Here is a 23,574-nt window from a genome sequence, read left to right on the forward strand (position 1 = left end):
GGTGCACTCGACAGGATTCGAACCTGTGACCGCTCGGTTCGTAGCCGAGTACTCTATCCAGCTGAGCTACGAGTGCAGATGGTGCTTTTAAACCAGATCGCCACTGGGTAAAACATTAGCGGTTAAGCTAATACCTGTTGAAGCCAGGCTCTTTCAAAGTAGTTGCTTATATCGCTATAAACAACTCTTAAATGGTGCACTCGACAGGATTCGAACCTGTGACCGCTCGGTTCGTAGCCGAGTACTCTATCCAGCTGAGCTACGAGTGCATTTGTTGCCGCGCATTATAGGCCGTCGATTCTTTTGGTCAAGCGCTTTTTCCAGTAAATTCAAGCACTTACGGATCAAGCCAGAAACAACGTACTACGCAAATAATGGCGGAGAACGGGGGATTCGAACCCCCGACACCCTTTTGAGGTGTACTCCCTTAGCAGGGGAGCGCCTTCGGCCACTCGGCCAGCTCTCCGCAACACGGGGCGTATAATAACCACCCTTTTCCCTGTTTGCAAACCGAAAATTCAATAAAAATTAATGGCTTGGTTCCTCGTCCTTCTCTTTCTTGATGCGCAGGTAAATCTCTTCACGATGGACTGCCACTTCCTTGGGCGCGTTGACACCGATTCGTACTTGATTACCTTTTACGCCCAGCACGGTCACAGTGATTTCACCATCACCAATGATCAAGCTCTCTGCGCAGCGACGAGTCAGAATCAGCATGCCTTTCTCCTCATGACTAACATTCAGGGACAACAGTCTGCATAACGACAGGCAGCGGCCCGAGCCAGAATCAGCAGAGGTCACGCCTGAAAACTGACGAGCGCCGGGGAAACGAATTTCATGCGCACATCAAACTGCGAGGGGCGCAGACAGACACCGCGCCCCTCTTGAAGGCTTTACTCACCCTGGCGAGGCGCGTCCAGCTCAAAGGCGGTGTGCAACGCACGCACGGCCAGTTCCAGATACTTCTCTTCGATGACCACCGACACCTTGATCTCTGACGTCGAAATCATCTGGATGTTGATACTTTCCTTGGCCAGGGATTCAAACATGCGGCTGGCGACACCGGCATGCGAGCGCATGCCCACACCGACGATGGACACCTTGGCAATCTTGGCATCGCCCTTGACTTCACGCGCGCCGATTTCGGACGCGGTGTTTTCCAGCACCTGCAGCGCAGCCTGGTAGTCGTTGCGGTGCACGGTGAAGGTGAAGTCAGTGGTGTTATCGTGCGCAACATTCTGCACGATCATGTCCACTTCGATGTTCGCGCCGCTGATCGGCCCGAGAATTTTGAACGCAACGCCCGGGGTGTCTGGCACGCCACGGATCGTCAGCTTGGCTTCGTCGCGGTTGAACGCGATGCCAGAAATGATCGGCTGTTCCATGGATTCCTCTTCATCGATGGTAATGAGGGTGCCCGGACCCTCCTTGAAGCTGTGCAGTACGCGCAGCGGGACGTTGTATTTGCCGGCGAACTCGACCGCCCGGATCTGCAGCACCTTGGAACCGAGGCTGGCCATTTCCAGCATCTCTTCGAAGGTGATCTTGTCCAGGCGCTGAGCCTGCGACACCACGCGGGGGTCAGTGGTGTAGACCCCGTCGACGTCGGTGTAGATCTGGCATTCGTCAGCCTTGAGCGCGGCAGCCAGTGCCACGCCGGTGGTGTCCGAACCACCGCGACCCAGGGTCGTGATGTTGCCGTTTTCATCGACACCCTGGAAACCGGCGACCACGACCACTCGGCCAGCCTTCAGATCGGCGCGAATTTTCTGATCGTCGATCTGCAGGATTCGCGCCTTGTTATGGGCGCTGTCAGTCAGGATACGAACCTGGTTGCCGGTGTATGAAACCGCCGGCACACCGCGCTTGATCAACGCCATCGCCAACAACGCGATGGTGACCTGCTCGCCCGTAGACACAATGACATCCAGCTCGCGGGGAACCGGTTGATCACTGATCTGTTTCGCCAGCTCGATCAGGCGATTGGTCTCGCCGCTCATGGCGGAAAGCACAATCACCAGGTCATCACCGGCTTCGCGGAATTTTTTGACTTTGTCGGCCACCTGCTCGATGCGCTCGACCGAGCCAACCGAGGTGCCGCCAAATTTCTGTACGATTAAAGCCATCTCAAAGCCGCCTCAGCCCGTGTGGGCGCCCATTAAACGTGTTCGACCTAAAACGTCGAAACCCGCTGGCCTGCAGCGGGTTCCGGCGGTCGACTTAAATACCCTGTTCGGCAAACGGGACCGCCAGCGCCAGCGCTGCGTCCAGTGCAGTGGCATCAACGCCACCGCCTTGCGCCATGTCAGGACGACCGCCACCCTTGCCACCCACGGCGGCGGCCGCTTGTTTCATCAAATCACCGGCTTTGAGTTGGCCAGTCAGGTCTTTGGTTACCCCGGCAACGAGGACGACCTTGTCTTCATGCACACTGCCGAGCAGGATCACTGCGCGGCCGAGCTTGTTCTTCAACTGATCGACCAGCGCCAACAGCGCCTTGCCATCCTGACCGTCGAGACGGGCAGCGAGAACCTTGACGCCCTTGACGTCCACCGCAGAGGACGACAGATCGTCGCCCGCCGCACTGGCGGCCTTGGCCTGCAGTTGTTCCAGTTGTTTTTCCAGCAGACGATTGCGCTCGACGACCGCCGCCAGTTTGTCCAGCAGGTTGTCGCGATTGCCTTTGACCAGCAGCGCGGCTTCCTTGAGTTGTTCTTCGGCGCCGTTGAGGTACGCCAGGGCCGCAGCGCCGGTCACCGCTTCAATACGGCGCACGCCGGCGGCCACGCCGCCTTCGCTGACGATCTTGAACAGGGCGATGTCGCCGGTGCGATTGGCGTGAATTCCGCCGCACAGCTCGACGGAGAAATCCCCGCCCATGCTCAGCACGCGAACGTTGTCGCCGTACTTCTCGCCAAACAGCGCCATGGCGCCTTTCTTCTTGGCGGTTTCGATGTCGGTTTCTTCGGTTTCGACCAGTGTGTTCTTGCGCACTTCGGCGTTGACGATCTCTTCCAGGGCCTTGATCTGCTCCGGCTTGATCGACTCGAAGTGGCTGAAGTCGAAACGCAGGCGCTGACTGTCGACCAGCGAGCCCTTCTGCTGGACGTGGTCGCCCAGCACCTGGCGCAACGCGGCGTGCAGCAAGTGGGTCGCCGAGTGGTTCAGCGACGTGGCCTGACGCACTTCCGCCGCCACCTGCGTGCTGACCTGAGCGCCGATCTTGAGGCTGCCCGTCACCTGAACCCCGTGGTGCAGGAACGCGCCGCCGGTCTTGGTGGTATCGCTGACATCAAAGCGCACATCGCCTGCGGTGAGATAGCCGCTGTCGCCAATCTGGCCACCGGACTCGGCATAGAACGGGGTCTGGTCAAGAATGACGACGCCGTCCTCGCCTTCGTTCAGTTGCTCGACCGCGATGCCTTCTTTATAGAGCGCGACGACTTTGGCATCGCCCGCAGTGGCCTTGTAACCGGTGAACTCGGTGGCGACATCGACCTTGACCAGGCTGTTGTAGTCCATGCCGAACGAACTGGCGGAACGGGCGCGAACCCGTTGGGCGTCCATTTCGCGTTCGAAGCCTTCCTCGTCGAGGGTCAGGTTGCGTTCGCGGGCGATGTCGCCGGTCAGGTCCATCGGGAAACCGAAGGTGTCGTAGAGTTTGAACACCACATCGCCCGGCACCACGGTGCCTTTGAGCTCGGCCAGGTCCTGTTCGAGGATTTTCAGGCCCTGCTCCAGGGTCTTGGCGAATTGCTCTTCTTCGCCCTTGAGCACGCGCTCGATGTGCGATTGCTGGGTTTTCAGTTCAGGGAACGCGTCGCCCATTTCGGCAACCAGCGCTGCAACGATCTGATAGAAGAAACTGCCGGTCGCGCCCAGTTTGTTGCCGTGACGGCAGGCGCGACGAATGATCCGGCGCAGCACGTAGCCGCGGCCTTCGTTGGACGGCAACACGCCGTCGGCAATCAGGAAACCGCACGAACGAATGTGGTCGGCCACGACTTTCAGGGACGCCTGATTGTCGTTGCTGCAACCGATGGCTTTGGCGGCAGCGCTGAGCAGGCTCTGGAACAGGTCGATTTCGTAGTTGGAGTTCACATGCTGCAGGACAGCACTGACGCGTTCCAGGCCCATGCCGGTGTCGACCGACGGCGCTGGCAGCGGGTGCAGCACGCCGTCAGCGGTGCGGTTGAACTGCATGAACACGTTGTTCCAGATTTCGATGTAGCGGTCGCCGTCTTCTTCCGGCGAACCCGGCGGGCCGCCCCAGATGTCGGCGCCGTGGTCGTAGAAAATCTCGGTGCACGGACCGCACGGCCCGGTATCGCCCATGGTCCAGAAGTTGTCGGAGGCGTACGGCGCGCCTTTGTTGTCGCCGATGCGCACCATGCGCTCGGCCGGGACACCGATCTCTTTGGTCCAGATATCGTAGGCTTCATCGTCCGACGCGTAGACCGTGACCCAGAGCTTTTCCTTGGGCAGGTTCAGCACGCCGGTGAGGAAAGTCCAGGCGTAGGTGATGGCGTCGCGCTTGAAGTAGTCACCAAAGCTGAAGTTGCCCAGCATTTCAAAGAAGGTGTGGTGACGCGCGGTGTAGCCGACGTTTTCCAGGTCGTTGTGCTTGCCACCGGCGCGCACACACTTCTGGCTGCTGACGGCACGGGTGTAGGCCCGTTTTTCCTGACCCAAGAAGCAGTCCTTGAACTGGTTCATGCCTGCGTTGGTGAACAGCAGGGTGGGGTCATTGCCCGGAATCAAAGAGCTGGAGGCTACACGGGTGTGGCCTTGCTCTTCGAAGAAGCGAAGGAAGGCTTCACGGATTTCTGCGCTTTTCATAGGTTCTTCCACGGGAACTGCGGCCAGAGGCAGATGCATAACGTCATCGACGTAGCGACGGCAAAGGGCCGCATTATATAGGCGTTGCACGCTCGGTACAGCGTGTTTATTCGATAGAGATCAGCAATTGGATTATCGGTCGTTCAGGCCTCGCCGAAGGCGGCAAAGGCGGCGATCACCTGTTCCAGCTGCGCGCGATCGACGTTCAGATGGGTGACCATGCGCAAGCGCGGCGCAGCGCTCAAGGTAATGCCGCGCTCGGCGCAGAACGCCTTGAGCGCGTCGGCCCGCTCGCCCATGTGCACGTAGACCATGTTGGTATGCACCGGCTCGACGTCAAACCCCAACTCGCGCAACCGGTCGCCCAGGAACGCCGCGTTGTCGTGATCCTCGGCCAGACGCTCGACCTGATGCTCCAGCGCATACTGCCCGGCCGCCGCCAGCAATCCAGCCTGACGCATGCCGCCGCCCACCATCTTGCGCAGGCGGCGCGCCTTGCCGATCAATTCCCGAGTGCCACACAGCACCGAACCGATGGGCGCGCCGAGGCCCTTGGACAGGCACACCGACACCGAATCGAAATGCCGGGTGATGTCACGGGCGTCCACCCCCAGCTTGACGGCCGCGTTGTACAGACGGGCGCCGTCCAGGTGCAATTGCAGGCCCTTGGCGCTGGTGAGTTTGCGCGCGGCGGCGAGGTATTCCAGGGACAGCACCTGGCCCTGCATGGTGTTTTCCAGTGCCAGCAGCCGGGTGCGGGCGAAATGGAAGTCATCGGCCTTGATCGCCGCCGACACCTGATTCAGGTCCAGTGAGCCATCGGCTTGATTGTCCAGCGGCTGTGGCTGAATAGAACCCAGCACCGCCGCACCACCGCCTTCGTATTTATAGGTGTGCGCTTGCTGGCCGACGATATATTCGTCACCGCGCTCGCAATGGGCCATCAGCCCCAACAGATTGCTCATGGTGCCACTGGGGACAAACAACGCCGCGGCAAAACCCAGCCGCTCCGCCAGCCAGGACTCCAGACGGTTGACCGTCGGGTCTTCGCCGTACACGTCATCGCCCAGCGGGGCGAGGGCCATCGCTGCGCGCATGGCGGCGGTGGGTTGGGTCACTGTGTCGCTGCGCAGATCGATTGCCGTCACGAAGATGCTCCCGGGAAGGAAAAGTTTCTTACCTCTGTGTTGAGGCCTTAAGGGGTGATATTCAAGGCAGCGGGCTTTAATGCCAAGGGTTCGTTATAAGAAAAAGTCCGGTTCACTGTCAGAAAGCGTCCATGCATGATCTGGAAATCTGTGATAAAAACTGCCCGCCGGCAACGATTACTGTCGGCAACGTTCTCAGGGCGGGGTGCGATTCCCCACCGGCGGTAATGACGCGCAACGCGTCTAGCCCGCGAGCGCTTGGTTGGGCTTCATGGCTCAGGCAAGGTCAGCAGACTCGGTGTGATTCCGAGGCCGACGGTCATAGTCCGGATGAAGAGAGAACGGGATGAGTACTGCAGGATCGTGTCGAAAGCGCTGCAACGGGCGTAGTACGCTCGCTCGGCCGCCGACCGAAACTGGCCTCCCTTTCGATCCAAAGCGCCCTGTTTTTTAATTAAACAGGAGTCAGAACAGATGCAACCCACCGCAATCGACAGCAAAAGCAAAAGCCACACCCACGAGCGCGTCGCGTTTATCCAGGCCTGCTGGCACAAGGATATTGTCGATCAGGCCCGTAAAGGGTTCGTCGCTGAAATGGCCAATCATGGTTACGCCGAAAGCGACATCGACTTCTTTGAAGTCGGCGGCGCGTTTGAAATCCCGCTGCACGCCAAGCTGCTGGCCAATACCGGCCATTACGCCGGCATCGTCGCCGCAGGCCTGGTGGTGGACGGCGGCATCTACCGTCACGAGTTCGTGGCGCAGTCGGTGATCAGCGCGCTGATGCAAGTGCAGCTGGAAACCGAAGTCCCGGTGTTCTCGGTGGTCCTGACCCCGCACCACTTCCACGCGGGCGAAGAGCACCAGAAATTCTTCTTCGACCACTTCGTGCACAAGGGCCAGGAAGCAGCAAAAACCTGCGCGGATACCTTGAGCAAGCTGCGCACGATTCGTCGTGCAGAAGCGCAGCGCAAAGTGGCGGGCTGATTGGCATGATCGCTCCCACGCTCTGCGTGGGAGTGAACTGCCTGACGCTCTGCGTCAAAGGACGCGGAGCGTCCACGGCCGGCGTTACCAAGCGGAGCGTGGGAACGATCAATCTGCCAGTAAGAAAACCTACCCCAACTGCTCATCCGTCGTCGGCACGATCACGATCCCCGCCCGCAGCCCGTTCTTGACGTTGGGATTGGGGAAGATGATGCGCGCGCCCTCCTCCTCGACGATCCAGCGTGAGCTGGACGCGTCTTCGGCCAGCACGAACCCCTTCTCCATCGGCGTGAAATTCTCGACATCGTTCGGCAGGTTGAGCGTGAAGGCATCGCTGCGCTTGATGATCTCCCGTGCGACGCTGAACAGCTTCAGGCCATCGATCTGATCGCCCACCAGCGGCTCGGTGCCTTGAATCAGGTGGCTGAGCAACGCCTTCAACGGCGTCAGATTGACCTGCTGGTTTTGCCCGAACGGCCGCGCCTTGCCCAGCTCCAGAGTGAAGGACTCCGCCCCCAGCGCATCGTAGGTGTAGGCGCTGAACACGATGGACGGCTTGTTCTGCAACAGCACCGCCTCCATGCCAGCCCCGTGCAAACGCACCAGCTCGCGGCGCGAATGCTGACGACCTTCTTTCCAGGGGTACAACGCGAACTGCTCGATCTTCGACCCACGAATGGCGGTGTGCAGGTCGTAGTGCAGGCGCGAGCGATCCGCCACGCTGAAGAAGGTCGACGCCAGTTGCTCAAGCTCGGCGGCGCGCAGGGCTTCAGCGCCGCGGCTGTGGGAGTGGCGGCCATTGAACAGCCGGTTGACGTCCTGCTCGATGTAGCGCTCCCCACGACGCATGGCCTCGGGGTTGCCGAACAGGAACAGAATGCGTGCGCGCGGCTTGAGGTCGCCGCGGGCGATACATTGGATCAATTCATCCAGCAGCTCGATGGGGGCGGTCTCATTACCGTGGATCCCGGCGGAAAACAGCAGGTCGCTGCCGTTGTCCCGCCCCTCGGCCGGTGTGACCTCAAGGGCGCCCTCGGTCAACCAGTGCAGGCGCACGCCGTCGCCGGTCAGCTGGATCTTTTCAGCGGGTTCGTCACCTGCCAGGGTCAGTTCAAGCAATTTACCGAGGGCGAGCATGGGCTGGATTCCTGCTTAATCGTGGTCGCAATCGGCGCCGTGAACGTGCTCTTCGTCGTCGCCCATGTCAGCCGGCTCCATTTCCAGTTGCAGGCTGACCAGATTGGTGGCCAACGGGCGCAACAGCAAGTTGGCGTATTCAGCGTCGCCTTCTTCCACGTCGACGCCGATCAGCAGCTGCCCACGGCCGTCTTGCTGAATCCACACTTCCTTGCCCTGCCAGAGGACGGCAACGCGGGTGCAGGAGGTTTCCAGCTGGGTGCCATCGGTGTCTTCAAGGATCAAACGCAGGGCGTCGGTCATAGCATTACTCTCTCTTTAAGGCCGGGCGGCAGCGCGCTGCGCGTAGCCCGGAGTACGTCAATTGATTTGGAAAGGATAGACCGCGCCCAGCTTGAGGTGCCGGGTCAGTTCATCCAGCGCCGTGCGGCATTCGAGCAGCAGTTGCGGATCGGCCAGATCGGTCTCGCTCATGCGGTCGCGATAGTGCTTGTCCACCCACTGCGTGAGGGTGTCGTACAACGGGGCGGTCATAATAACGCCGGGATTGACCGCCGCCAGTTCAGTTTCGTTGAGTGCGACGCGCAGTCGCAGGCATGCCGGACCACCGCCGTTCTGCATGCTTTGCTTGAGGTCGAAGACCTTGACCTCGCGGATCGGGCCCTGGCCTGAGGTCAGGCGCTGCAAGTAGTGCCACACCCGCTCATTGCCACGGCATTCTTCGGGCACGATCAGCAGCATCGACCCGTCCTGGCGCAGCAACAGCTGGCTGTTGAACAGGTAGGAGCGCACGGCGTCTTCCACCGCCACTTCGCTGCGCGGCACGCAGATCGCCTGAAAGCGCCCGCCCCGCCGGCCGAGTTTCTCACTCAGTTCGGCCAGCATCTGCTCGGTGTGAAGAAACGCATCCTCGTGATAGAACAGCACCTCGCCGTTGCCCACCGCGATCACGTCGTTATGGAACACGCCTTGATCGATCACTGCCGGGTTCTGCTGCGCGTAGATTACGCCGTCCTCGCTCAGGCCGTGCAGACGCGCCACGGCTTGTGAGGCTTCCAGGGTCTGGCGCGCCGGGTACTTCTGCGGCGCGGGGTAACGGGTGTCGAACGCGCTGCGACCGAAGACGAAGAACTCGACGCCGGCTTCGCCGTAGTTACGGCAAAACCGCGTGTGGTTGGCGGCGCCTTCGTCACCGAACTGAGCGACGGCAGGCAAGGCGGCGTGATGGGCGAAGTGCTGCTGATCGGCGAACATCGCGCCCAGCACGCGGCTGGTGGTCGGGTGCTCGATGCTGCGGTGGTATTTGCAGTTGAGGTTGGCGGCGGTGAAATGCACGCGACCGTCGGCGGTGTCGGCGCTGGGGCTGACGGTGGCGGCATTGGCCACCCACATGCTCGACGCCGAGCAGCTGGCAACCAGCAGCGGCATGTCATGCCGGGCTGCGCGCTCGATGACCTGCGCGTCGGTGCCGCTAAAGCCCAGTCGGCGCAGGCCGGCGACGTCGGGGCGCTCCTGTGGTGCCAGCACGCCCTGGGTAAAGCCCATGTCCATCAGCGCTTTCATTTTGGCCAGCCCCTGCAGGGCGGCCTCGCGCGGGTTGGACGCTTGCTGGCAGTTACTCTGGGAAGCGACGTTGCCGTACGACAGTCCGCCGTAGTTATGGGTAGGCCCCACTAGACCGTCAAAATTGACTTCACAGGATTTCATCGGTGAGGCTCCGTGGATCTGTTTTTATAAACATCTGTTTCATGTGCAATCAGGCGTTGTAGGAGCGCGCTTGCCCGCGATGTCGTCGTATCTGCCAACAGATCTGTGGCGGATGTACATCCGTTTTCGCGGGCAAGCGCGCTCCTACAGGTGTTAGTCACGCGCCATCGTGATCCCAGGCGTCAGGCTCGCCGGCAGGGTCAGCTTTTCGGCCTCCAGCGACGCCACCGGGTACGCGCAATAATCCGCCGCGTAATACGCGCTGGCCCGATGATTGCCCGAAGCACCTACCCCGCCAAACGGCGCACTGCTGGCCGCGCCGGTCAGTTGTTTGTTCCAGTTCACGATACCGGCCCGGCTGTGCAGCCAGAACTGCTGATAACGCGCCTGTGAGTCGGACAGCAAACCCGCCGCCAAGCCGTATTGCGTGGCGTTGGCCTCGGTGATCGCCGCCTCGAAGTCAGCGTAGCGGATAACCTGCAACAGCGGCCCGAACAGCTCTTCGTCCGGGCGATCACTGACGTCACTCACGTCCAGAATGCCCGGCGTCAGCAACGCTGAATCCGAAGCGGGCTGGGTCATTTCCAGCAGCGGGATAGCGCCGGTGGCCAGCAACAATTCCTGGGCGTCGAGCAATGCTCGGGCAGCGCCCAGGGAAATCACCGAGCCCATAAACGGCGCCGGCTGCTGATCGAAGGCGCCGACCTGAATCGTGGCCGTCACCTCCACCAGGCGCGTCAGAAACGCATCACCCCACGCGCCTTCCGGCACCAGCAGACGACGGGCGCAGGTGCAGCGCTGACCGGCCGAGATGAACGCTGACTGAATCACCGTGTACACCGCCGCCTCGACGTCCTGCACCTGGTCGACGATCAGCGGGTTATTACCGCCCATCTCCAGTGCCAGGATCTTGTCCGGACGACCCGCGAATTGCTGATGCAGCGCATTGCCGGTGCGGCTCGATCCTGTGAAAAACAGCCCGTCGATGCCCGGATTGGCCGCCAATGCGATGCCGGTTTCACGCCCGCCTTGCAGCAGGTTGAGCACGCCCGCAGGCAGCCCGGCTTCGATCCAGCACTTGACCGTCAGCTCGGCGACCTTGGGCGTCAGTTCGCTGGGTTTGAACACCACGGCGTTACCCGCCAGCAGCGCCGGGACGATGTGCCCGTTGGGCAGATGCCCCGGAAAGTTGTACGGACCGAACACCGCCACCACGCCATGGGGTTTGTGCCGCAACACCGCGTTGGCGTCGCCCAGCGGGCCGCTCTTCTCACCGGTGCGCTCGCGATAGCTCTGGATCGAAATCGCCACCTTGTTGACCATGCTGGTCACTTCAGTGGCCGATTCCCACAGCGGCTTGCCGGTTTCCTCACCGATGCAACGGGCCAGTTCAGCGGCATGATCTTTGAGGCTGACGGCGAAGGTTTCCAGCACGCCGATCCGCGCTTCCAGCGACAGACTGGCCCAGGCAGGAAACGCCTGACGCGCGGCAACCACAGCCGCGTCCACTTGCCCGGCGCTGGCGCCCTGGCCGGACCAGACCACCTGTTGCGTGACCGGATTGAGCGAGTCAAAACCTTCACCCTGGCCGGCCTGCCAGGCGCCGGCGATATACAGCGTGTTCATCAGATACCCTCCCGGGCCGGGGACAATGGCACCGCCCGCACGTGATCGCCGGCACTGAGGCGCAGGCGCTTGGCGGTCTGCGGCGCTACCACCAGCGTACCGGCGGCGAACCGGGCAGGCGCCGCAGTCACGCGGCAGTCTTCGCGCTTGCGGTTGTGGATAAGGAACGGCGTCGCGTCGTCGCCCGGCGTGCCCACCGCCAACACCAGCGGCTGGCTGTCACGGACCGCGCGAATCTTGCTGGTTTCGCATTCAATGGCCGGGCCGGCGTCGAAGATGTCGACGTAGCCCTGATAGCTGAAGCCTTCGCCCTTGAGCATGGTCAGCGCCGGTTCAGTGCTGGGGTGCACGCGACCGATGATGTTGCGCGCCGCCTCCGACAGGAAGCAGGTGTACAGCGGGAATTTGGGCATCAACTCGGCGATGAACGCCTTGTTGCCGACCCCGGTCAGGTAATCGGCCTGGCTGAATTCCATCTTGAAGAAGTGCCGGCCCAGGCTTTCCCAGAACGGCGAATGGCCGTGCTCGTCGGACATGCCGCGCATTTCGGCGATGATCTTGGCGCCGAACAGCTCAGGGAATTCAGCGATGAACAGCATCCGCGCCTTGGACAGCAGACGGCCGTTCATGCCGGTGCGGGCGTCATCCCGCAGAAACAGCGAGCACAACTCGGAGTTGCCGGTCAGGTCGTTGGCCAGAAACAGCGTCGGAATCTCGCGGTAGATGTTCAGTTCTTGCGAGGCGCTGACCGTCAGGCCCACGCGGTAGTTATACCAGGGCTCGCGCAGGCCGACGGCGCCCGCAATGGCGGAGATGCCCACCACCCGCTCATCGTCGTCTTCCAGGACAAACAGGTAATCGGCGTCGCCGCGACCGGCTTCACCCCGGAAGGTCTTTTCGGCCCAGCCGACCCGGTGCGCCAGCCGCTCTTCGTTGGCGGGCAACGTGGTCAGGCCGGGGCCGGTGCTGCGCGCCAGCTCGATCAGGGCCGGCAGGTCACTGCTGCGTACGGGACGAACGATCATGCTTTCTCCTCAACCGGCCCGCTTGGGGACCGGCGAAACTCGCTAACTTGCGATCCGCTTTCCGTGCTGGTCTTCAGCCACCGGACAGCGGTAATCAACCTGTCAAACCGCGACGATGCGCACACTGGCGCCTTCACCCACGCCCAAGGCTTCGGCCGCCGCGACACTCAGCGTGACCGGCTTGCCGGGCACCCAGTCCAGTTCCAGCAACACCGCGCGGTAGTCCTGCAACTGACCGTTGGCCACCAGATATGGACGCCCGCCCTTGACCGCATCACCGTTGTTGACAGCGTCGACCTTGACCGGCACCACCCGGCTCTGGGCAATGGAACGGATACCCGACACCCGCGCATGCAGCGTCGGGCCGCCGTCGAAGATGTCGATGTAATGATCGGTCTCGAAGCCTTCGCGCATGAGGATGTCGAAGGTGATCTGCGCCCGCGGGTGCACCTGGCCCATGGCTTCCTGAGCGGTGTCCGGCAACAGCGGCACGTAGATCGGGTAATGCGGCATCAGTTCGGCGAGGAAGGTCCGGCTTTTCAGGCCGCAAATGCGCTCGGCTTCGGCGTAGTTCAGGTCGAAGAAGTTACGGCCGATGGCGTCCCAGAACGGTGAGTCGCCGTTCTCATCGCTGTAGCCGACGATCTCGGTCACCACTGAATCGGCGAAGCGCTCGGGATGGCCGGCGACGAACAGCAGGCGACCCCGGGAGTTGAGTTCCGACCACGTGGTGCCGACCAGTTCCCGGACCACGTAAAAGCTGGTCAGCAGGCTGTTGCCGGTGAGGTCGTGGCACTGGGACAGGACGTGAATCTTGTTGTGGATCTTCAGCTCGCGGGAGGCGTGAACGAAGGTTTCGTTGCGAAAGCTGTAGAAGGGCTCGGAATAGCCCGCGGAGGCGACGATGCCCGAGCACCCCACCAGCAGGCCCGTGTCGAGGTCTTCCAGAACGAAGAAGTAGGTTTCTTCACCATTGAAACTGACTTCGGCGGCAAACGAGGCTTCCGACGCGGCAATCTTGTCGCTCAATCGGCCAGCGTCATCGGGCAAGGACGTGACACCAATCGGGCTGTCGGCAGCGAGGCGTTGAACCTCGGGCAGATCAGCCATTTGCGCGGGGCGCATCACCAGCATGGTGTCACTCCTAGAGAAAAAACCCGGTCTGGATGACCGGCAAAAAAATTTAAGACAGCATCTGTAGGAGCGCGCTTGCCCGCGATTGCGATCTGCCTGTGACACATTGAACGCCTGACACAACGCCATCGCGGGCAAGCGCGCTCCTACAGTTCGGTGTCGCCGATCAGGCAGCAGTCAACTTCGCCACCGCACGCTCGAAGCGGTTCAGGCCTTCTTCGATGTCGGCGTCTTCCACCACCAGGCTCGGCGCGAAACGAATGACGTCGGGACCGGCCTGAAGCACCATCACGCCTTCGTGTTCGGCAGCATTGAAGATGTCTTTGGCGCGGCCTTTCCAGGCCTCGGTCAGCACACAACCGATGAGCAGACCCAGGCCACGCACTTGAGTGAATACGCCGTACTGCTGGCCGATTTTTTCCAGACGGGTACGGAACTGCTGGTGCTTGCTGTTCACACCGGCCAGCACTTCAGGGGTGTTGACCACGTCCATCACCGCGTTACCCACCGCGCACGCCAGCGGATTGCCGCCATACGTGGTGCCGTGGACGCCGACAGACAGGTGCTTGGCCAGTTTTTCCGTGGTCAGCATCGCCGCCATCGGGAAGCCGCCGCCGATGCTCTTGGCGCTGGAAAGAATGTCGGGGATTACGCCGTAGTGCATGTAGGCGAACAGATGGCCGCTGCGGCCCATGCCACTCTGCACTTCGTCGAACACCAGCAGCGCGTTGTGCTGATCGCACAGCTCGCGGGCGCCTTGCAGGTAAGACAGGTCAGCGGGCAACACACCGCCTTCGCCTTGAATCGGCTCGAGCACCACCGCGCAGGTCTTGTCGGTGACGGCGGCCTTCAGGGCCTCGAGGTCGTTGTACGGAACGTGGGAAATGCCGGTGATTTTCGGGCCGAAACCATCGGAATATTTCGGCTGGCCACCGACACTGACGGTGAACAGGGTGCGGCCGTGGAAACTGTTGATGGCCGCGACGATTTCATACTTCTCGGTGCCGTACAGGTCGTGGGACACACGGCGGGCCAGCTTGAACGCGGCTTCGTTGGCTTCGGCGCCGGAGTTACAGAAAAACACGCGTTCGGCGAACGTCGAATCCACCAGCTTGCGCGCCAGTTGCAGGGCCGGCTCGTTGGTGAAGACGTTGGACACGTGCCACAGGGTGTTGCCTTGTTCGGTCAGGGCGTTGACCAGTGCCGGGTGGCAGTGACCCAGCACGTTGACGGCGATGCCACCGGAGAAATCGACCAGTTCACGACCCGACTGATCCCAGACCCGGGAACCGGCACCGCGCACAGGAATGAAAGCGGCCGGGGCGTAGTTGGGGACCATCACCTGGTCGAAATCGGCGCGTTGCACCGGAGCTTGCTCAACGGACATCGGAGTCTCCTGAAGAGTAACACCCGCCTGAACGGGCGAGCGATGGAAAGGATTGTAGGGTCAGTTTTCGACCGGGCCTTGTCGCCAGGCGACAACTTCTTACAGCGCCTACCCGGCTTTTTCCGTGGCTTTCAGCAATGCGACAAATAGGGTCGCAATGGCGCAGTTTAAACGTTGCAGGCCTGTAGGAGCGCGCTTGCCCGCGAAAGATTGATCAGGCGATAAAGATGCATTGGGTGACCTAACGCCTTCGCGGGCAAGCGCGCTCCTACAGATGAAGGCCGCAAACCGGATTCACCCCCGCTCGGCCGACACCGGGGACAATTCGAACGGGCTGCTGCTGCGCCGCTGGTTGCGGTCTTCACGCGGGGTGGCGCCGAAGAAATTGCGGTAGGCGCTGGAGAAGTGTGGCCCCGACGAGAAACCGCACGACAGGCCGATCTGGATAATCGATTTACTGGTCTGCATCAGCATTTGCCGGGCCTTGTTCAGGCGCAGCTCAAGGTAGTACTGGCTCGGCACGCGATTGAGGTATTGCTTGAAGATGCGCTCCAGCTGACGACGGGAGACGCACACGTGCTGGGCGATTTCATCGGTGGTCAGCGGTTCTTCGATGTTCGCTTCCATCAACAGCACCGCCTGGGTCAGCTTCGGGTGGCTGGACCCCAAGCGGTTCTGCAACGGAATCCGCTGGCGCTCGCCGCCTTCGCGAATCCGCTCCACCACCAGTTCTTCCGAGACCGCGCCCGCCAGTTCGGCGCCGTGATCACGGGCCAGCACCGCCAGCAACAGGTCCAGCACCGACATCCCGCCACAGGCCGTCAGACGATCGCGGTCCCAATCGAACAAATGGCTGGTGGCGATGACCTTGGGGAAACGCTCGGCGAAATCGTCCTGCCAGCGCCAGTGCACCGCCGCGCGATAACCGTCGAGCAAACCCAGCTGCGCCAGCGGGTAGACGCCGGCGGACAAACCACCGATGACGCAACCGGCCCGCACCACTTGCTTGAGCGCGCTGCTCAGCGCCGAAGACATCGGTGCCGGCGGCTCGTCGGCCAGCAGGAAAATCTTCTGACAGCCCTCAAGCCGCCCGGTCCAGGGTTCGCCCGGCAATTGCCAGGCGGCGCCTTCCACCGGAGGCTCGGCCTGCAGAAACGACAGCTCGTACACCACTTCCGGATGGACCCGTTGGGCAACACGCAAGGCTTCCTCGGCCAGCGCCAACGTCAGGGCTTTGGTGCTGGGCCAGATGAGAAAACCTATTCGATGGGCAGTCATGGCGTGAAGTCCGGAGCATGTCGCAAAGGTGGGTCAAACGCCGACGCGCTTGAGCTAATCAGGTCCAGCCAGGTCATGTCGTCAGCAGAATCGATGCGCAGCATGACCTGTTCCCGCGCAAAAGGCACCGTCACTCACTACTTGAGGCTGCCCGACAGGAAGCCCTGCAAGCGCTCGGACTGAGGATTGACCAGCACCTGGCGCGGGTCGCCCCGCTCTTCGACCACGCCCTTGTGCAGGAAGATCAGCTGATTCGACACTTCCCGGGCAAAGCCCATTTCATGGGTCACGACGACCATGGTCCGGCCTTCCAGCGCCAGGGCCTGCATGACTTTGAGCACATCGCCCACCAGCTCCGGGTCCAGCGCCGAGGTCGGTTCGTCGAACAGCATGACTTCCGGCTCCATCGCCAGCGCACGGGCAATCGCCACCCGCTGCTGCTCGCCACCGGACATGTGCCCCGGATACGCCGCTTTACGGTGGGAAACGCCGACCTTGGCCAGGTAGTGCTCTGCTTTTTCCAGGGCGTCCTTCTTCGACAGACCGAGCACGTGCATCGGCGCCTCGATGATGTTTTCCAGCGCGGTCATGTGCGACCACAGGTTGAAATGCTGAAACACCATCGACAACCGCGAACGCATGCGCTGCAGCTGTTTGGGGTCGGCCGCCTTCAGGCTGCCGTCTTTGGTGGCAACCAGCTTGAGCTCTTCGTTGTTCAGCAGGATGCGGCCGGCATGGGGCTGCTCCAGCAGGTTGATGCAGCGCAGGAACGTGCTTTTGCCTGACCCGCTGGAGCCGATGATGCTGATCACATCGCCTGCCTTGGCCGTCAGCGAAACGCCCTTGAGCACCTCGTGGCTGCCGTAGCGTTTATGCAGGTCCTGGATTTCCAGTTTGTTCATGCTTTCGGTTCTCAGGCTTTCGGTTTTCACAGCTTCGGGTCTCACAACAAATCAGTCACTGAGCAAGCGACCCTGACGCAGCGCGGTACGCCCTGCCACTTTGGCCAGCCAGAAACCCGGCTGGGCGTAACGCAGGCGCTCGATGGCGAACAACACGCCCGCCGTCCCGGCACACACCGTAGTGGCCCGGTCGGACAGGGGATCGATCACCTCGAACAGCGGCTCACCGACTTCAACCACATCGCCGGCCTGGCGCAGAAAGGTCACCACACCCGGGTGCGGCGCGTAGAGCAACTCGGTGCCTTCGAACGGCACGCCGTCGCAGGCCTCGCTCTCGGGTTTTGGCCAGTCGCCGCTGATCAGCCCTTGTTCGGCGAGGAACGCCAGGATGCCTTCGGCGTGGGCCTGGGCTTCGAGCTGTCCGGTGTCGGCCTGCCCGCCCAGTTCGAGGGTGGTCGCCAGGCACGCCAGGGGAATCTGCGCCTCGGGGAAGCGACGCGACAGGCGCAGCCACGGCAGCGAGCAGGCTTCGTCGAAGGAGCTGCCGCCGGAATCCTCAGCCAGCAGACCGACCCGCACATCCAGATGCGCCGCCAATGAACGCCACTGCGGCCAATGCTGTGGCAAGGCATACATGTGCAGCGCGGCGTCGGCGTCGCAATGCAGGTCGAGGACGATGTCGGCGGTGCAGGCATGGCTCAACAGCAAGCGCTGCAAGCCCTGCAGCTGGCTGGCGGCCGGCGGCAATTGCTCAAGCACCGAGGCCATGGTCTGCCGGATCAGCTGGATGTTGGCGTGGGGGTCATCGCCCAGCTGGCCTTCGAGCCGTTCGGCCACCGGCTCGCTCAGCTCCGAGAAATCGCGGTTGAAGTTCTTGCCGCTGCCGAATTCAAAACGCCCTTGATGGGCGCCTTGCAGCAACTGGCCCAGACCGATGGGATTGGCCACCGGCACCAATTCGATGACGCCGTTGAGCAGGCCTTCCTCTTCGAGCTGGATCAGGCGTTTCTTCAGCTCCCAGGCGGTGCGCATGCCGGGCAGTTCATCGGCGTGCAGGCTGGCCTGGATGTAGGCCTTGCGCTCGCCCGTGCCAAAGCGGAAAACGCTCAGCTGGCGTTCGGTACCGAGGGTGTTCCACGGCAAAACATGATCGATGCGTTGCATATCAGTGCTTCCTCGGCGCGAGATAGCTCAGCCAGCGGCGTTCGGCCAGCTTGAACAGTCGCACCAAAATGAAGGTCAGGCACAGGTAGAAAACCCCTGCGGTGATATACGCCTCGAAAGGCAGATAGAACTGGGCATTGACCGTACGGGCCGCCCCAGTGATGTCGATCAGGGTCACGATGGACGCCAGACTCGTCGTCTGCAGCATCATGATCACTTCATTACTGTACTGCGGCAGCGCGCGACGCAAGGCCGAGGGCAACAAAATCCGCCGGTACATCTTCGAGCGCGACATGCCCATGGCCCTGGCCGCCTCGATTTCACCGGCGGGCGTGGCCTTCAGGCTGCCAGCGATGATTTCGGCGGTGTAGGCGCTGGTGTTGATGGCAAAGGCCAGGCAGGCGCAGAACGTGGCGCTGGACAGCCACGGCCACAGGAAGCTGTCGCGCACAGCCTGAAACTGCGCCAGCCCGTAGTAAATCAAAAACAGCTGCACCAGCATTGGCGTGCCGCGAATCACGTAGGTGTACAGCCAGGCGCTGAAGTTGATCCAGTGCACTTTCGAGACCCGCATCAGCCCCAGCGGCAGCGCCGCCAGCAAACCGAAGAACAGCGAGATCGCCAGCAGTTTCAGGGTGATCAGCAGGCCGCCGAAGTACAGCGGCAGGTTTTCCCAGACCATGTTGTAGTCGAAGATCATAGGTCTGCCGCCCTTACGCCAACGGAGTAGCGTTTTTCAAGGAAACGCAGGGCCAGCAGCGACACGCTGGTGATGATCAGGTACATCGCCGCGACCGCGAGGAAGAAGGTGAACGGCTCGCGGGTGGCGTCCGCTGCCTGCTTGGCCTTGAACATCATGTCTTGCAGACCGACCACTGAAATCAGCGCGGTGGCCTTGGTCAGCACCAGCCAGTTGTTGGTAAACCCGGGGATGGCCAGGCGAATCATTTGCGGCACGAGGATGCGGAAGAACACGCGAGTCCCGCTCATGCCATAGGCCATGCCCGCTTCGGCCTGACCCTTGGAAATGGCCATGAAGGCGCCGCGAAAGGTTTCCGACAAGTAGGCGCCGAAGATGAACCCCAGGGTGCCGATACCGGCGGCCAGGGGGTTCAGATCAATGTAGTCGTCGTAGCCCAGCATCGGCGCGACGCGATTGAGCAGGTCCTGGCCGCCGTAGAAGATCAGCAGGATCAGGACCAGATCGGGAATGCCGCGAATGACCGTGGAATACAGGTCGCCCAGCCACGCCAGCCAGCGCACCGGCGACAGGCGCAGTGCCACGCCGATCAGACCGAGGACGATGGCCAGTGCCATGGAGGACAGGGCGAGCTGCAAGGTCAGCCATGCACCGTCGAGGATGACGGCCCCGTAGCCTTTCAACATGATGTTTGGCCCTTTCGCGTGGAAATGAAAATGGCGCAGTCAGCCGGCTGTCGCCCTGCTGCCTGCGCCATGACCTGCCTGAGCAGGCTTACTGACCGTAGATGTCGAAGTTGAAGTACTTGTCCTGAATGGCCTTGTACTTGCCATTGGCACGAATCGCCACGATGGCCGCGTTGATACGGTCCAGGTTGGCTTTATCGCCCTTGCGCACAGCGATACCGACGCCATCACCGAAGTAGTTCACGTCAGTAAAGGCGGGACCTGCGAACGCGTAGCCTTTGCCCGAATCGGTGTTGAGGAAGCCGTCCTGCAGCAAGGTTGCGTCAGCCACGGTGCCATCCAGGCGACCGGCGGCGATGTCCAGGTAGATTTCGTTCTGCGAGCCGTACGGCTTGATTTCTGCGCCCAGCGGCGCGAGGACTTCCCTGGCGAAACGCTCGTGGATCGAACCACGCTGCACGCCGATGTTCTTGCCCTTGAGTTCGGTCAGGCTGTCGCTGACCACGGTGCCCTGCTTCATCACCAGGCGTGCCGGGGTGTTGTAGTACTTGTTGCTGAAATCGACGGATTTCTTGCGGTCGTCGGTGATGGACATCGAAGACAGAATGGCGTCGATCTTGCGCACCTTGAGTGCAGGGATCAGGCCGTCGAACTCTTGCTCGACCCAGGTGCATTTGACTTTCATCTCATCGCACAGCGCGTTGCCGATGTCGTAGTCGAAACCGACGATCGTGCCGTCCGGCGCTTTCGAAGCGAACGGAGGGTACGCCGCTTCGATGCCGATCTTCAGAGGCTTTTCATCAGCGAAGACTGGCTGGGCCAACACGGTCAGCGCCAGTGCGCCAAGAAGCATGAGCTTTTTCATGGGTGAGACTCCATCGGTACAGCACGACAAGTGGCAGAGTGAGCGAGACGCTCAATGTGCAGAAGGAAGATCTGTGGTGGCGACGCCAGGTGCACTCGAACCGGGTTCGACATGCCGTACGCGCGCGATCGGCATTTTAGCGGCAGGCCTGAAGTCGATATTTCTCCCAGGCGACAACTAGTTACACAAGCACCGGGAAAGCCGATCAGCCTGATTGACAGCTCATTTGATTCATGAGCCCGCGGTGAGGCGCACCTTTACACAGCAAAGCGCGCGCATTATTGGCAAAGTCCGGGCAAGAGGCAAATCCGGGAACGCCCAACCGTCGGCGACCTATCCCCGTGTGGGAGGGAGCTTGCTCGCGATTGAAGCATATGGCTGATCGTTCCCCACGCTCCGCGTGGGAATGCTTCGCATGACGCTCCGCGTCAAAGGGACGCGGAGCGTCCGGGGATTCATCCCCACGCAGAGCGTGGGGACGATCAGATGCCTTCCTGTTGGAGCGAGGCTTGCCCGCGAAGGCGATGGGTCAGGCGACGGATGCAGTGCCTGTACTGACCTCTTCGCGAACAGGTTCGCTCCCACGGGAATTCATCCCGCCGAAAAACAGTGGCATCCCCAGACAGTTGATCGTTCCCACGCTCCGCGTGGGAATGCTGCGCATGACGCTCCGCGTCAAAGGGACGCGGAGCGTCCGGGGATTCATTCCCACGCAGAGCGTGGGAACGATCAATACCTGGTGGGAGGGAGCTTGCTCGCGATTGACGTATAGGGATGATCGTTCCCACGCTCCGCGTGGGAATGCCGTGCATGACGCTCCGCGTCATCGGGACGCAGAGCGTCCGGGGATTCGTTCCCACGCAGAGCGTGGGAGCGATCAACCAAATGCGCCTACAGGGATTTGCGTCGGTCTGGCCACCCTGTGTCCAGCCTTCGCGGGCAAGCCTCGCTCCAACAAAGGTAATCGCCAGCCAAAAAAAAACGCCCCGCCCGGCTTTCACCGGGCGGGGCGTTGTTTTTGCGTTGCGGCTTAAGCGACGTTCATGGTCTTGTGCGTTTCGATCAGGTGGGCCACGACGCCGGGGTCGGCCAGGGTGGAAATGTCGCCCAAGGCGTCGTACTCGCCGGTGGCGATCTTGCGCAGGATACGGCGCATGATTTTGCCGGAGCGGGTCTTGGGCAGGCCCGGGGCCCACTGAATCACGTCCGGCGAGGCAATCGGGCCGATTTCCTTGCGTACCCAGTTGCGCAGCTCGATGCGCAGCGCCTCGTCCGGCACTTCGCCGCCGTTCAGGGTGACGTAGACGTAGATGCCCTGCCCCTTCAGGTCATGCGGCACACCGACCACTGCCGCTTCGGCGACTTTCGGGTGGGCGACCATGGCGCTTTCGATCTCCGCCGTGCCCATACGGTGGCCGGACACGTTGAGCACGTCGTCCACACGGCCGGTGATCCAGTAGTAGCCGTCTTCGTCACGACGGGCGCCGTCGCCGGTGAAGTACATGCCGCGGAAGGTCTTGAAGTAGGTGTCGACGAACCGGTCGTGGTCACCATACAAGGTGCGCGACTGGCCCGGCCAGGAATCCAGAATCACCAGATTGCCTTCGGCCGCGCCTTCGATCAGGTTGCCCAGATTGTCCACCAGCGCCGGGATCACGCCGAAGAACGGACGCGTCGCCGAGCCCGGTTTCAAGGCCGTGGCGCCGGGCAACGGGCTGATCAGGATGCCGCCGGTTTCGGTCTGCCACCAGGTATCAACGATCGGGCAGTTCTTGTTGCCGATGGTGTTGTAGTACCAGTTCCAGGCTTCCGGGTTGATCGGCTCACCCACCGAACCCAGCAGGCGCAGGCTCGAACCGTCGGCGCCTTCCACGGATTTGGTGCCTTCGGCCATCATCGCGCGGATGGCGGTAGGTGCCGTGTAGAGGATGTTGACCTTGTGCTTGTCGATGATCTTCGACAGGCGCGTGATGTCCGGGTAGTTCGGCACGCCTTCGAACAGCAGCGTGGTCGCGCCATTGGCCAGCGGGCCGTAGACGATGTAGCTGTGGCCGGTGACCCAGCCGACGTCCGCAGTGCACCAGTAGATTTCACCCGGTTTGTAGTCGAACACGCGTTCGTGGGTCAGCGCCGCGTACAGCAGGTAGCCGGCGGTGGTGTGCAGCACGCCTTTGGGTTTGCCGGTAGAGCCGGAGGTATAAAGGATGAACAGCGACTCTTCAGCGCCCATTTCCTTCGGCGCGCAGGTGGTCGAGGCCACTTCCAGCAGCGAGTGGTACCAGATGTCGCGATGGCGGTTCCACTCGATGTCGCCGCCGGTGCGTTTGCAGACGATGACCTTCTGCACGCTGGCGGTTTCAGGGTTGGTCAGGGCGCGGTCGACGTTGGCTTTCATGGCGGTTTTCTTGCCGCCGCGCAGGCCTTCGTCAGCGGTGATCACCACTTTGGATTTACAATCGATGATGCGGCCGGCCAGGGCTTCTGGCGAGAAGCCGCCAAACACCACCGAGTGAATCGCACCGATGCGGGCGCAGGCCAGCATCGCGACCACCGCTTCCGGGATCATGGGCATGTAAAGGGTGACGACGTCGCCGCGATGCACATCCTGGCCGCGCAGGGCGTTGGCGAACTGGCAGACTTCTTCGTGCAGTTCGCGGTAGGTGATGTTGCGGCTTTCGGAAGGGTCGTCGCCTTCCCAGATGATTGCCAGTTGATCCCCGCGCTCGGCCAGGTGGCGGTCGAGGCAGTTGTAGGAGACGTTCAGTGTCCCGTCGGCAAACCACTTGATGTCGACGCGGTGGTCATCGAACGAGGTCTGTTTGACGGTGGTGAATGGCTTGATCCAGTCCAGGCGCTGGGCCTGCTCACGCCAGAATCCATCGGGGTTGACCACCGACTGCTGGTACATGGCCTTGTAGGTCGCCTCGTCTGTCAGCGTGGTCGCTGCAACTTCGGGGCGGACGGGGTAAAGGGAAGCCGCACTCATCTT

Annotated in this window: 19 protein-coding genes, 3 tRNA genes and 1 riboswitch; of the genes, 1 reads left to right on the forward strand and 21 read right to left on the reverse strand. The window is 61.7% G+C overall.

Annotation, left to right across the window (positions count from 1 at the left end; all coding sequences use genetic code 11):
• Positions 1-2: 2 nt before the first annotated feature.
• The 7 genes from ABQX22_RS10345 to ltaE form a co-directional block, all read right to left on the reverse strand.
• A tRNA-Arg gene (locus ABQX22_RS10345) sits at positions 3-76 on the reverse strand.
• Positions 77-192: 116 nt separating this feature from the next.
• A tRNA-Arg gene (locus tag ABQX22_RS10350) sits at positions 193-269 on the reverse strand.
• Positions 270-375: 106 nt separating this feature from the next.
• Positions 376-466 (reverse strand) — tRNA-Ser (locus tag ABQX22_RS10355).
• Between the two features lie 62 nt (positions 467-528).
• On the reverse strand, positions 529-717 hold the full coding sequence (gene csrA / locus ABQX22_RS10360) for a carbon storage regulator CsrA (protein WP_002554426.1): 189 nt from the start codon (positions 715-717) through the stop codon (positions 529-531).
• 176 nt (positions 718-893) lie between these two features.
• Complete coding sequence (locus ABQX22_RS10365) at positions 894-2,126, reverse strand: aspartate kinase (protein ID WP_268800244.1); 1,233 nt, start codon at positions 2,124-2,126, stop codon at positions 894-896.
• Between the two features lie 94 nt (positions 2,127-2,220).
• Positions 2,221-4,839 (reverse strand): alanine--tRNA ligase, encoded by a 2,619-nt coding sequence (gene alaS / locus ABQX22_RS10370; protein WP_349799112.1) that lies wholly within the window; start codon positions 4,837-4,839, stop codon positions 2,221-2,223.
• A gap of 143 nt (positions 4,840-4,982) precedes the next feature.
• Positions 4,983-5,987, reverse strand: a complete 1,005-nt coding sequence (gene ltaE / locus ABQX22_RS10375) for a low-specificity L-threonine aldolase (RefSeq protein WP_349799114.1) — start codon at positions 5,985-5,987, stop codon at positions 4,983-4,985.
• A 187-nt stretch (positions 5,988-6,174) separates the two neighbouring features.
• Positions 6,175-6,334, forward strand: a riboswitch (FMN riboswitch).
• Positions 6,335-6,461: 127 nt separating this feature from the next.
• On the opposite strand from ltaE, the gene ABQX22_RS10380 reads away from it, so the two are divergent.
• Positions 6,462-6,974 (forward strand): 6,7-dimethyl-8-ribityllumazine synthase, encoded by a 513-nt coding sequence (locus ABQX22_RS10380; protein WP_349799116.1) that lies wholly within the window; start codon positions 6,462-6,464, stop codon positions 6,972-6,974.
• A gap of 129 nt (positions 6,975-7,103) precedes the next feature.
• Here ABQX22_RS10380 and astE read toward each other — a convergent pair whose 3' ends face one another.
• The 14 genes from astE to acs all read right to left on the reverse strand — a co-directional run bounded on the left by astE (position 7,104) and on the right by acs (position 23,571).
• Positions 7,104-8,111, reverse strand: a complete 1,008-nt coding sequence (gene astE, locus ABQX22_RS10385; RefSeq protein ID WP_349799118.1) for a succinylglutamate desuccinylase — start codon at positions 8,109-8,111, stop codon at positions 7,104-7,106.
• A 15-nt stretch (positions 8,112-8,126) separates the two neighbouring features.
• Positions 8,127-8,414: a hypothetical protein gene (locus ABQX22_RS10390; protein ID WP_349799120.1), complete on the reverse strand. Its 288-nt coding sequence runs from the start codon at positions 8,412-8,414 to the stop codon at positions 8,127-8,129.
• A 57-nt stretch (positions 8,415-8,471) separates the two neighbouring features.
• Complete coding sequence (astB, locus tag ABQX22_RS10395; protein WP_349799122.1) at positions 8,472-9,818, reverse strand: N-succinylarginine dihydrolase; 1,347 nt, start codon at positions 9,816-9,818, stop codon at positions 8,472-8,474.
• A gap of 153 nt (positions 9,819-9,971) precedes the next feature.
• Positions 9,972-11,444 carry a succinylglutamate-semialdehyde dehydrogenase gene (astD, locus tag ABQX22_RS10400; protein WP_349799123.1) on the reverse strand — a complete coding sequence of 491 codons (1,473 nt, stop codon included), beginning with the start codon at positions 11,442-11,444 and terminating at the stop codon, positions 9,972-9,974.
• Entirely contained in the window at positions 11,444-12,469 is a 1,026-nt protein-coding gene (gene astA / locus ABQX22_RS10405) for an arginine N-succinyltransferase (protein WP_349799125.1), read from the reverse strand. The genes astD and astA overlap by 1 nt, the downstream gene beginning before the upstream one ends.
• A gap of 102 nt (positions 12,470-12,571) precedes the next feature.
• Complete coding sequence (gene aruF / locus ABQX22_RS10410; RefSeq protein WP_349799127.1) at positions 12,572-13,603, reverse strand: arginine/ornithine succinyltransferase subunit alpha; 1,032 nt, start codon at positions 13,601-13,603, stop codon at positions 12,572-12,574.
• 166 nt (positions 13,604-13,769) lie between these two features.
• Positions 13,770-14,990 (reverse strand): aspartate aminotransferase family protein, encoded by a 1,221-nt coding sequence (locus tag ABQX22_RS10415; RefSeq protein ID WP_349799129.1) that lies wholly within the window; start codon positions 14,988-14,990, stop codon positions 13,770-13,772.
• Positions 14,991-15,284: 294 nt separating this feature from the next.
• Positions 15,285-16,268 (reverse strand): transcriptional regulator ArgR, encoded by a 984-nt coding sequence (gene argR / locus ABQX22_RS10420; protein ID WP_349799130.1) that lies wholly within the window; start codon positions 16,266-16,268, stop codon positions 15,285-15,287.
• Positions 16,269-16,405: 137 nt separating this feature from the next.
• Positions 16,406-17,170 carry an ABC transporter ATP-binding protein gene (locus ABQX22_RS10425; protein WP_349799132.1) on the reverse strand — a complete coding sequence of 255 codons (765 nt, stop codon included), beginning with the start codon at positions 17,168-17,170 and terminating at the stop codon, positions 16,406-16,408.
• 51 nt (positions 17,171-17,221) lie between these two features.
• A complete protein-coding gene (locus ABQX22_RS10430) occupies positions 17,222-18,334 on the reverse strand; it encodes a succinylglutamate desuccinylase/aspartoacylase family protein (protein ID WP_349799134.1) in 1,113 nt (370 codons plus the stop codon).
• A 1-nt stretch (position 18,335) separates the two neighbouring features.
• Positions 18,336-19,034 carry an ABC transporter permease gene (locus ABQX22_RS10435; RefSeq protein WP_349799136.1) on the reverse strand — a complete coding sequence of 233 codons (699 nt, stop codon included), beginning with the start codon at positions 19,032-19,034 and terminating at the stop codon, positions 18,336-18,338.
• Entirely contained in the window at positions 19,031-19,720 is a 690-nt protein-coding gene (locus tag ABQX22_RS10440; protein ID WP_349799137.1) for an ABC transporter permease, read from the reverse strand. The genes ABQX22_RS10435 and ABQX22_RS10440 overlap by 4 nt, the downstream gene beginning before the upstream one ends.
• Before the next feature lie 88 nt (positions 19,721-19,808).
• Positions 19,809-20,585 (reverse strand): ABC transporter substrate-binding protein, encoded by a 777-nt coding sequence (locus ABQX22_RS10445; RefSeq protein WP_349799139.1) that lies wholly within the window; start codon positions 20,583-20,585, stop codon positions 19,809-19,811.
• Between the two features lie 1,030 nt (positions 20,586-21,615).
• A complete protein-coding gene (gene acs / locus ABQX22_RS10450) occupies positions 21,616-23,571 on the reverse strand; it encodes an acetate--CoA ligase (RefSeq protein ID WP_349799141.1) in 1,956 nt (651 codons plus the stop codon).
• Between the last annotated feature and the right edge of the window lie 3 nt (positions 23,572-23,574).

This window comes from Xanthomonas sp. WHRI 1810A, assembly GCF_040202885.1.
In the GTDB taxonomy this organism is placed as follows: Bacteria; Pseudomonadota; Gammaproteobacteria; order Pseudomonadales; family Pseudomonadaceae; genus Aquipseudomonas.

Coding starts and splice junctions, on each gene's coding strand:
- csrA (WP_002554426.1), bottom strand. CDS start 717: ATGCTGATTCTGACTCGTCGCTGCGCAGAGAGCTTGATCATTGGTGAT.
- ABQX22_RS10365 (WP_268800244.1), bottom strand. CDS start 2,126: ATGGCTTTAATCGTACAGAAATTTGGCGGCACCTCGGTTGGCTCGGTC.
- alaS (WP_349799112.1), bottom strand. CDS start 4,839: ATGAAAAGCGCAGAAATCCGTGAAGCCTTCCTTCGCTTCTTCGAAGAG.
- ABQX22_RS10380 (WP_349799116.1), top strand. CDS start 6,462: ATGCAACCCACCGCAATCGACAGCAAAAGCAAAAGCCACACCCACGAG.
- astE (WP_349799118.1), bottom strand. CDS start 8,111: ATGCTCGCCCTCGGTAAATTGCTTGAACTGACCCTGGCAGGTGACGAA.
- ABQX22_RS10390 (WP_349799120.1), bottom strand. CDS start 8,414: ATGACCGACGCCCTGCGTTTGATCCTTGAAGACACCGATGGCACCCAG.
- astB (WP_349799122.1), bottom strand. CDS start 9,818: ATGAAATCCTGTGAAGTCAATTTTGACGGTCTAGTGGGGCCTACCCAT.
- astD (WP_349799123.1), bottom strand. CDS start 11,444: ATGAACACGCTGTATATCGCCGGCGCCTGGCAGGCCGGCCAGGGTGAA.
- astA (WP_349799125.1), bottom strand. CDS start 12,469: ATGATCGTTCGTCCCGTACGCAGCAGTGACCTGCCGGCCCTGATCGAG.
- aruF (WP_349799127.1), bottom strand. CDS start 13,603: ATGCTGGTGATGCGCCCCGCGCAAATGGCTGATCTGCCCGAGGTTCAA.
- ABQX22_RS10415 (WP_349799129.1), bottom strand. CDS start 14,990: ATGTCCGTTGAGCAAGCTCCGGTGCAACGCGCCGATTTCGACCAGGTG.
- argR (WP_349799130.1), bottom strand. CDS start 16,268: ATGACTGCCCATCGAATAGGTTTTCTCATCTGGCCCAGCACCAAAGCC.
- ABQX22_RS10425 (WP_349799132.1), bottom strand. CDS start 17,170: ATGAACAAACTGGAAATCCAGGACCTGCATAAACGCTACGGCAGCCAC.
- ABQX22_RS10430 (WP_349799134.1), bottom strand. CDS start 18,334: ATGCAACGCATCGATCATGTTTTGCCGTGGAACACCCTCGGTACCGAA.
- ABQX22_RS10435 (WP_349799136.1), bottom strand. CDS start 19,034: ATGATCTTCGACTACAACATGGTCTGGGAAAACCTGCCGCTGTACTTC.
- ABQX22_RS10440 (WP_349799137.1), bottom strand. CDS start 19,720: ATGTTGAAAGGCTACGGGGCCGTCATCCTCGACGGTGCATGGCTGACC.
- ABQX22_RS10445 (WP_349799139.1), bottom strand. CDS start 20,585: ATGAAAAAGCTCATGCTTCTTGGCGCACTGGCGCTGACCGTGTTGGCC.
- acs (WP_349799141.1), bottom strand. CDS start 23,571: ATGAGTGCGGCTTCCCTTTACCCCGTCCGCCCCGAAGTTGCAGCGACC.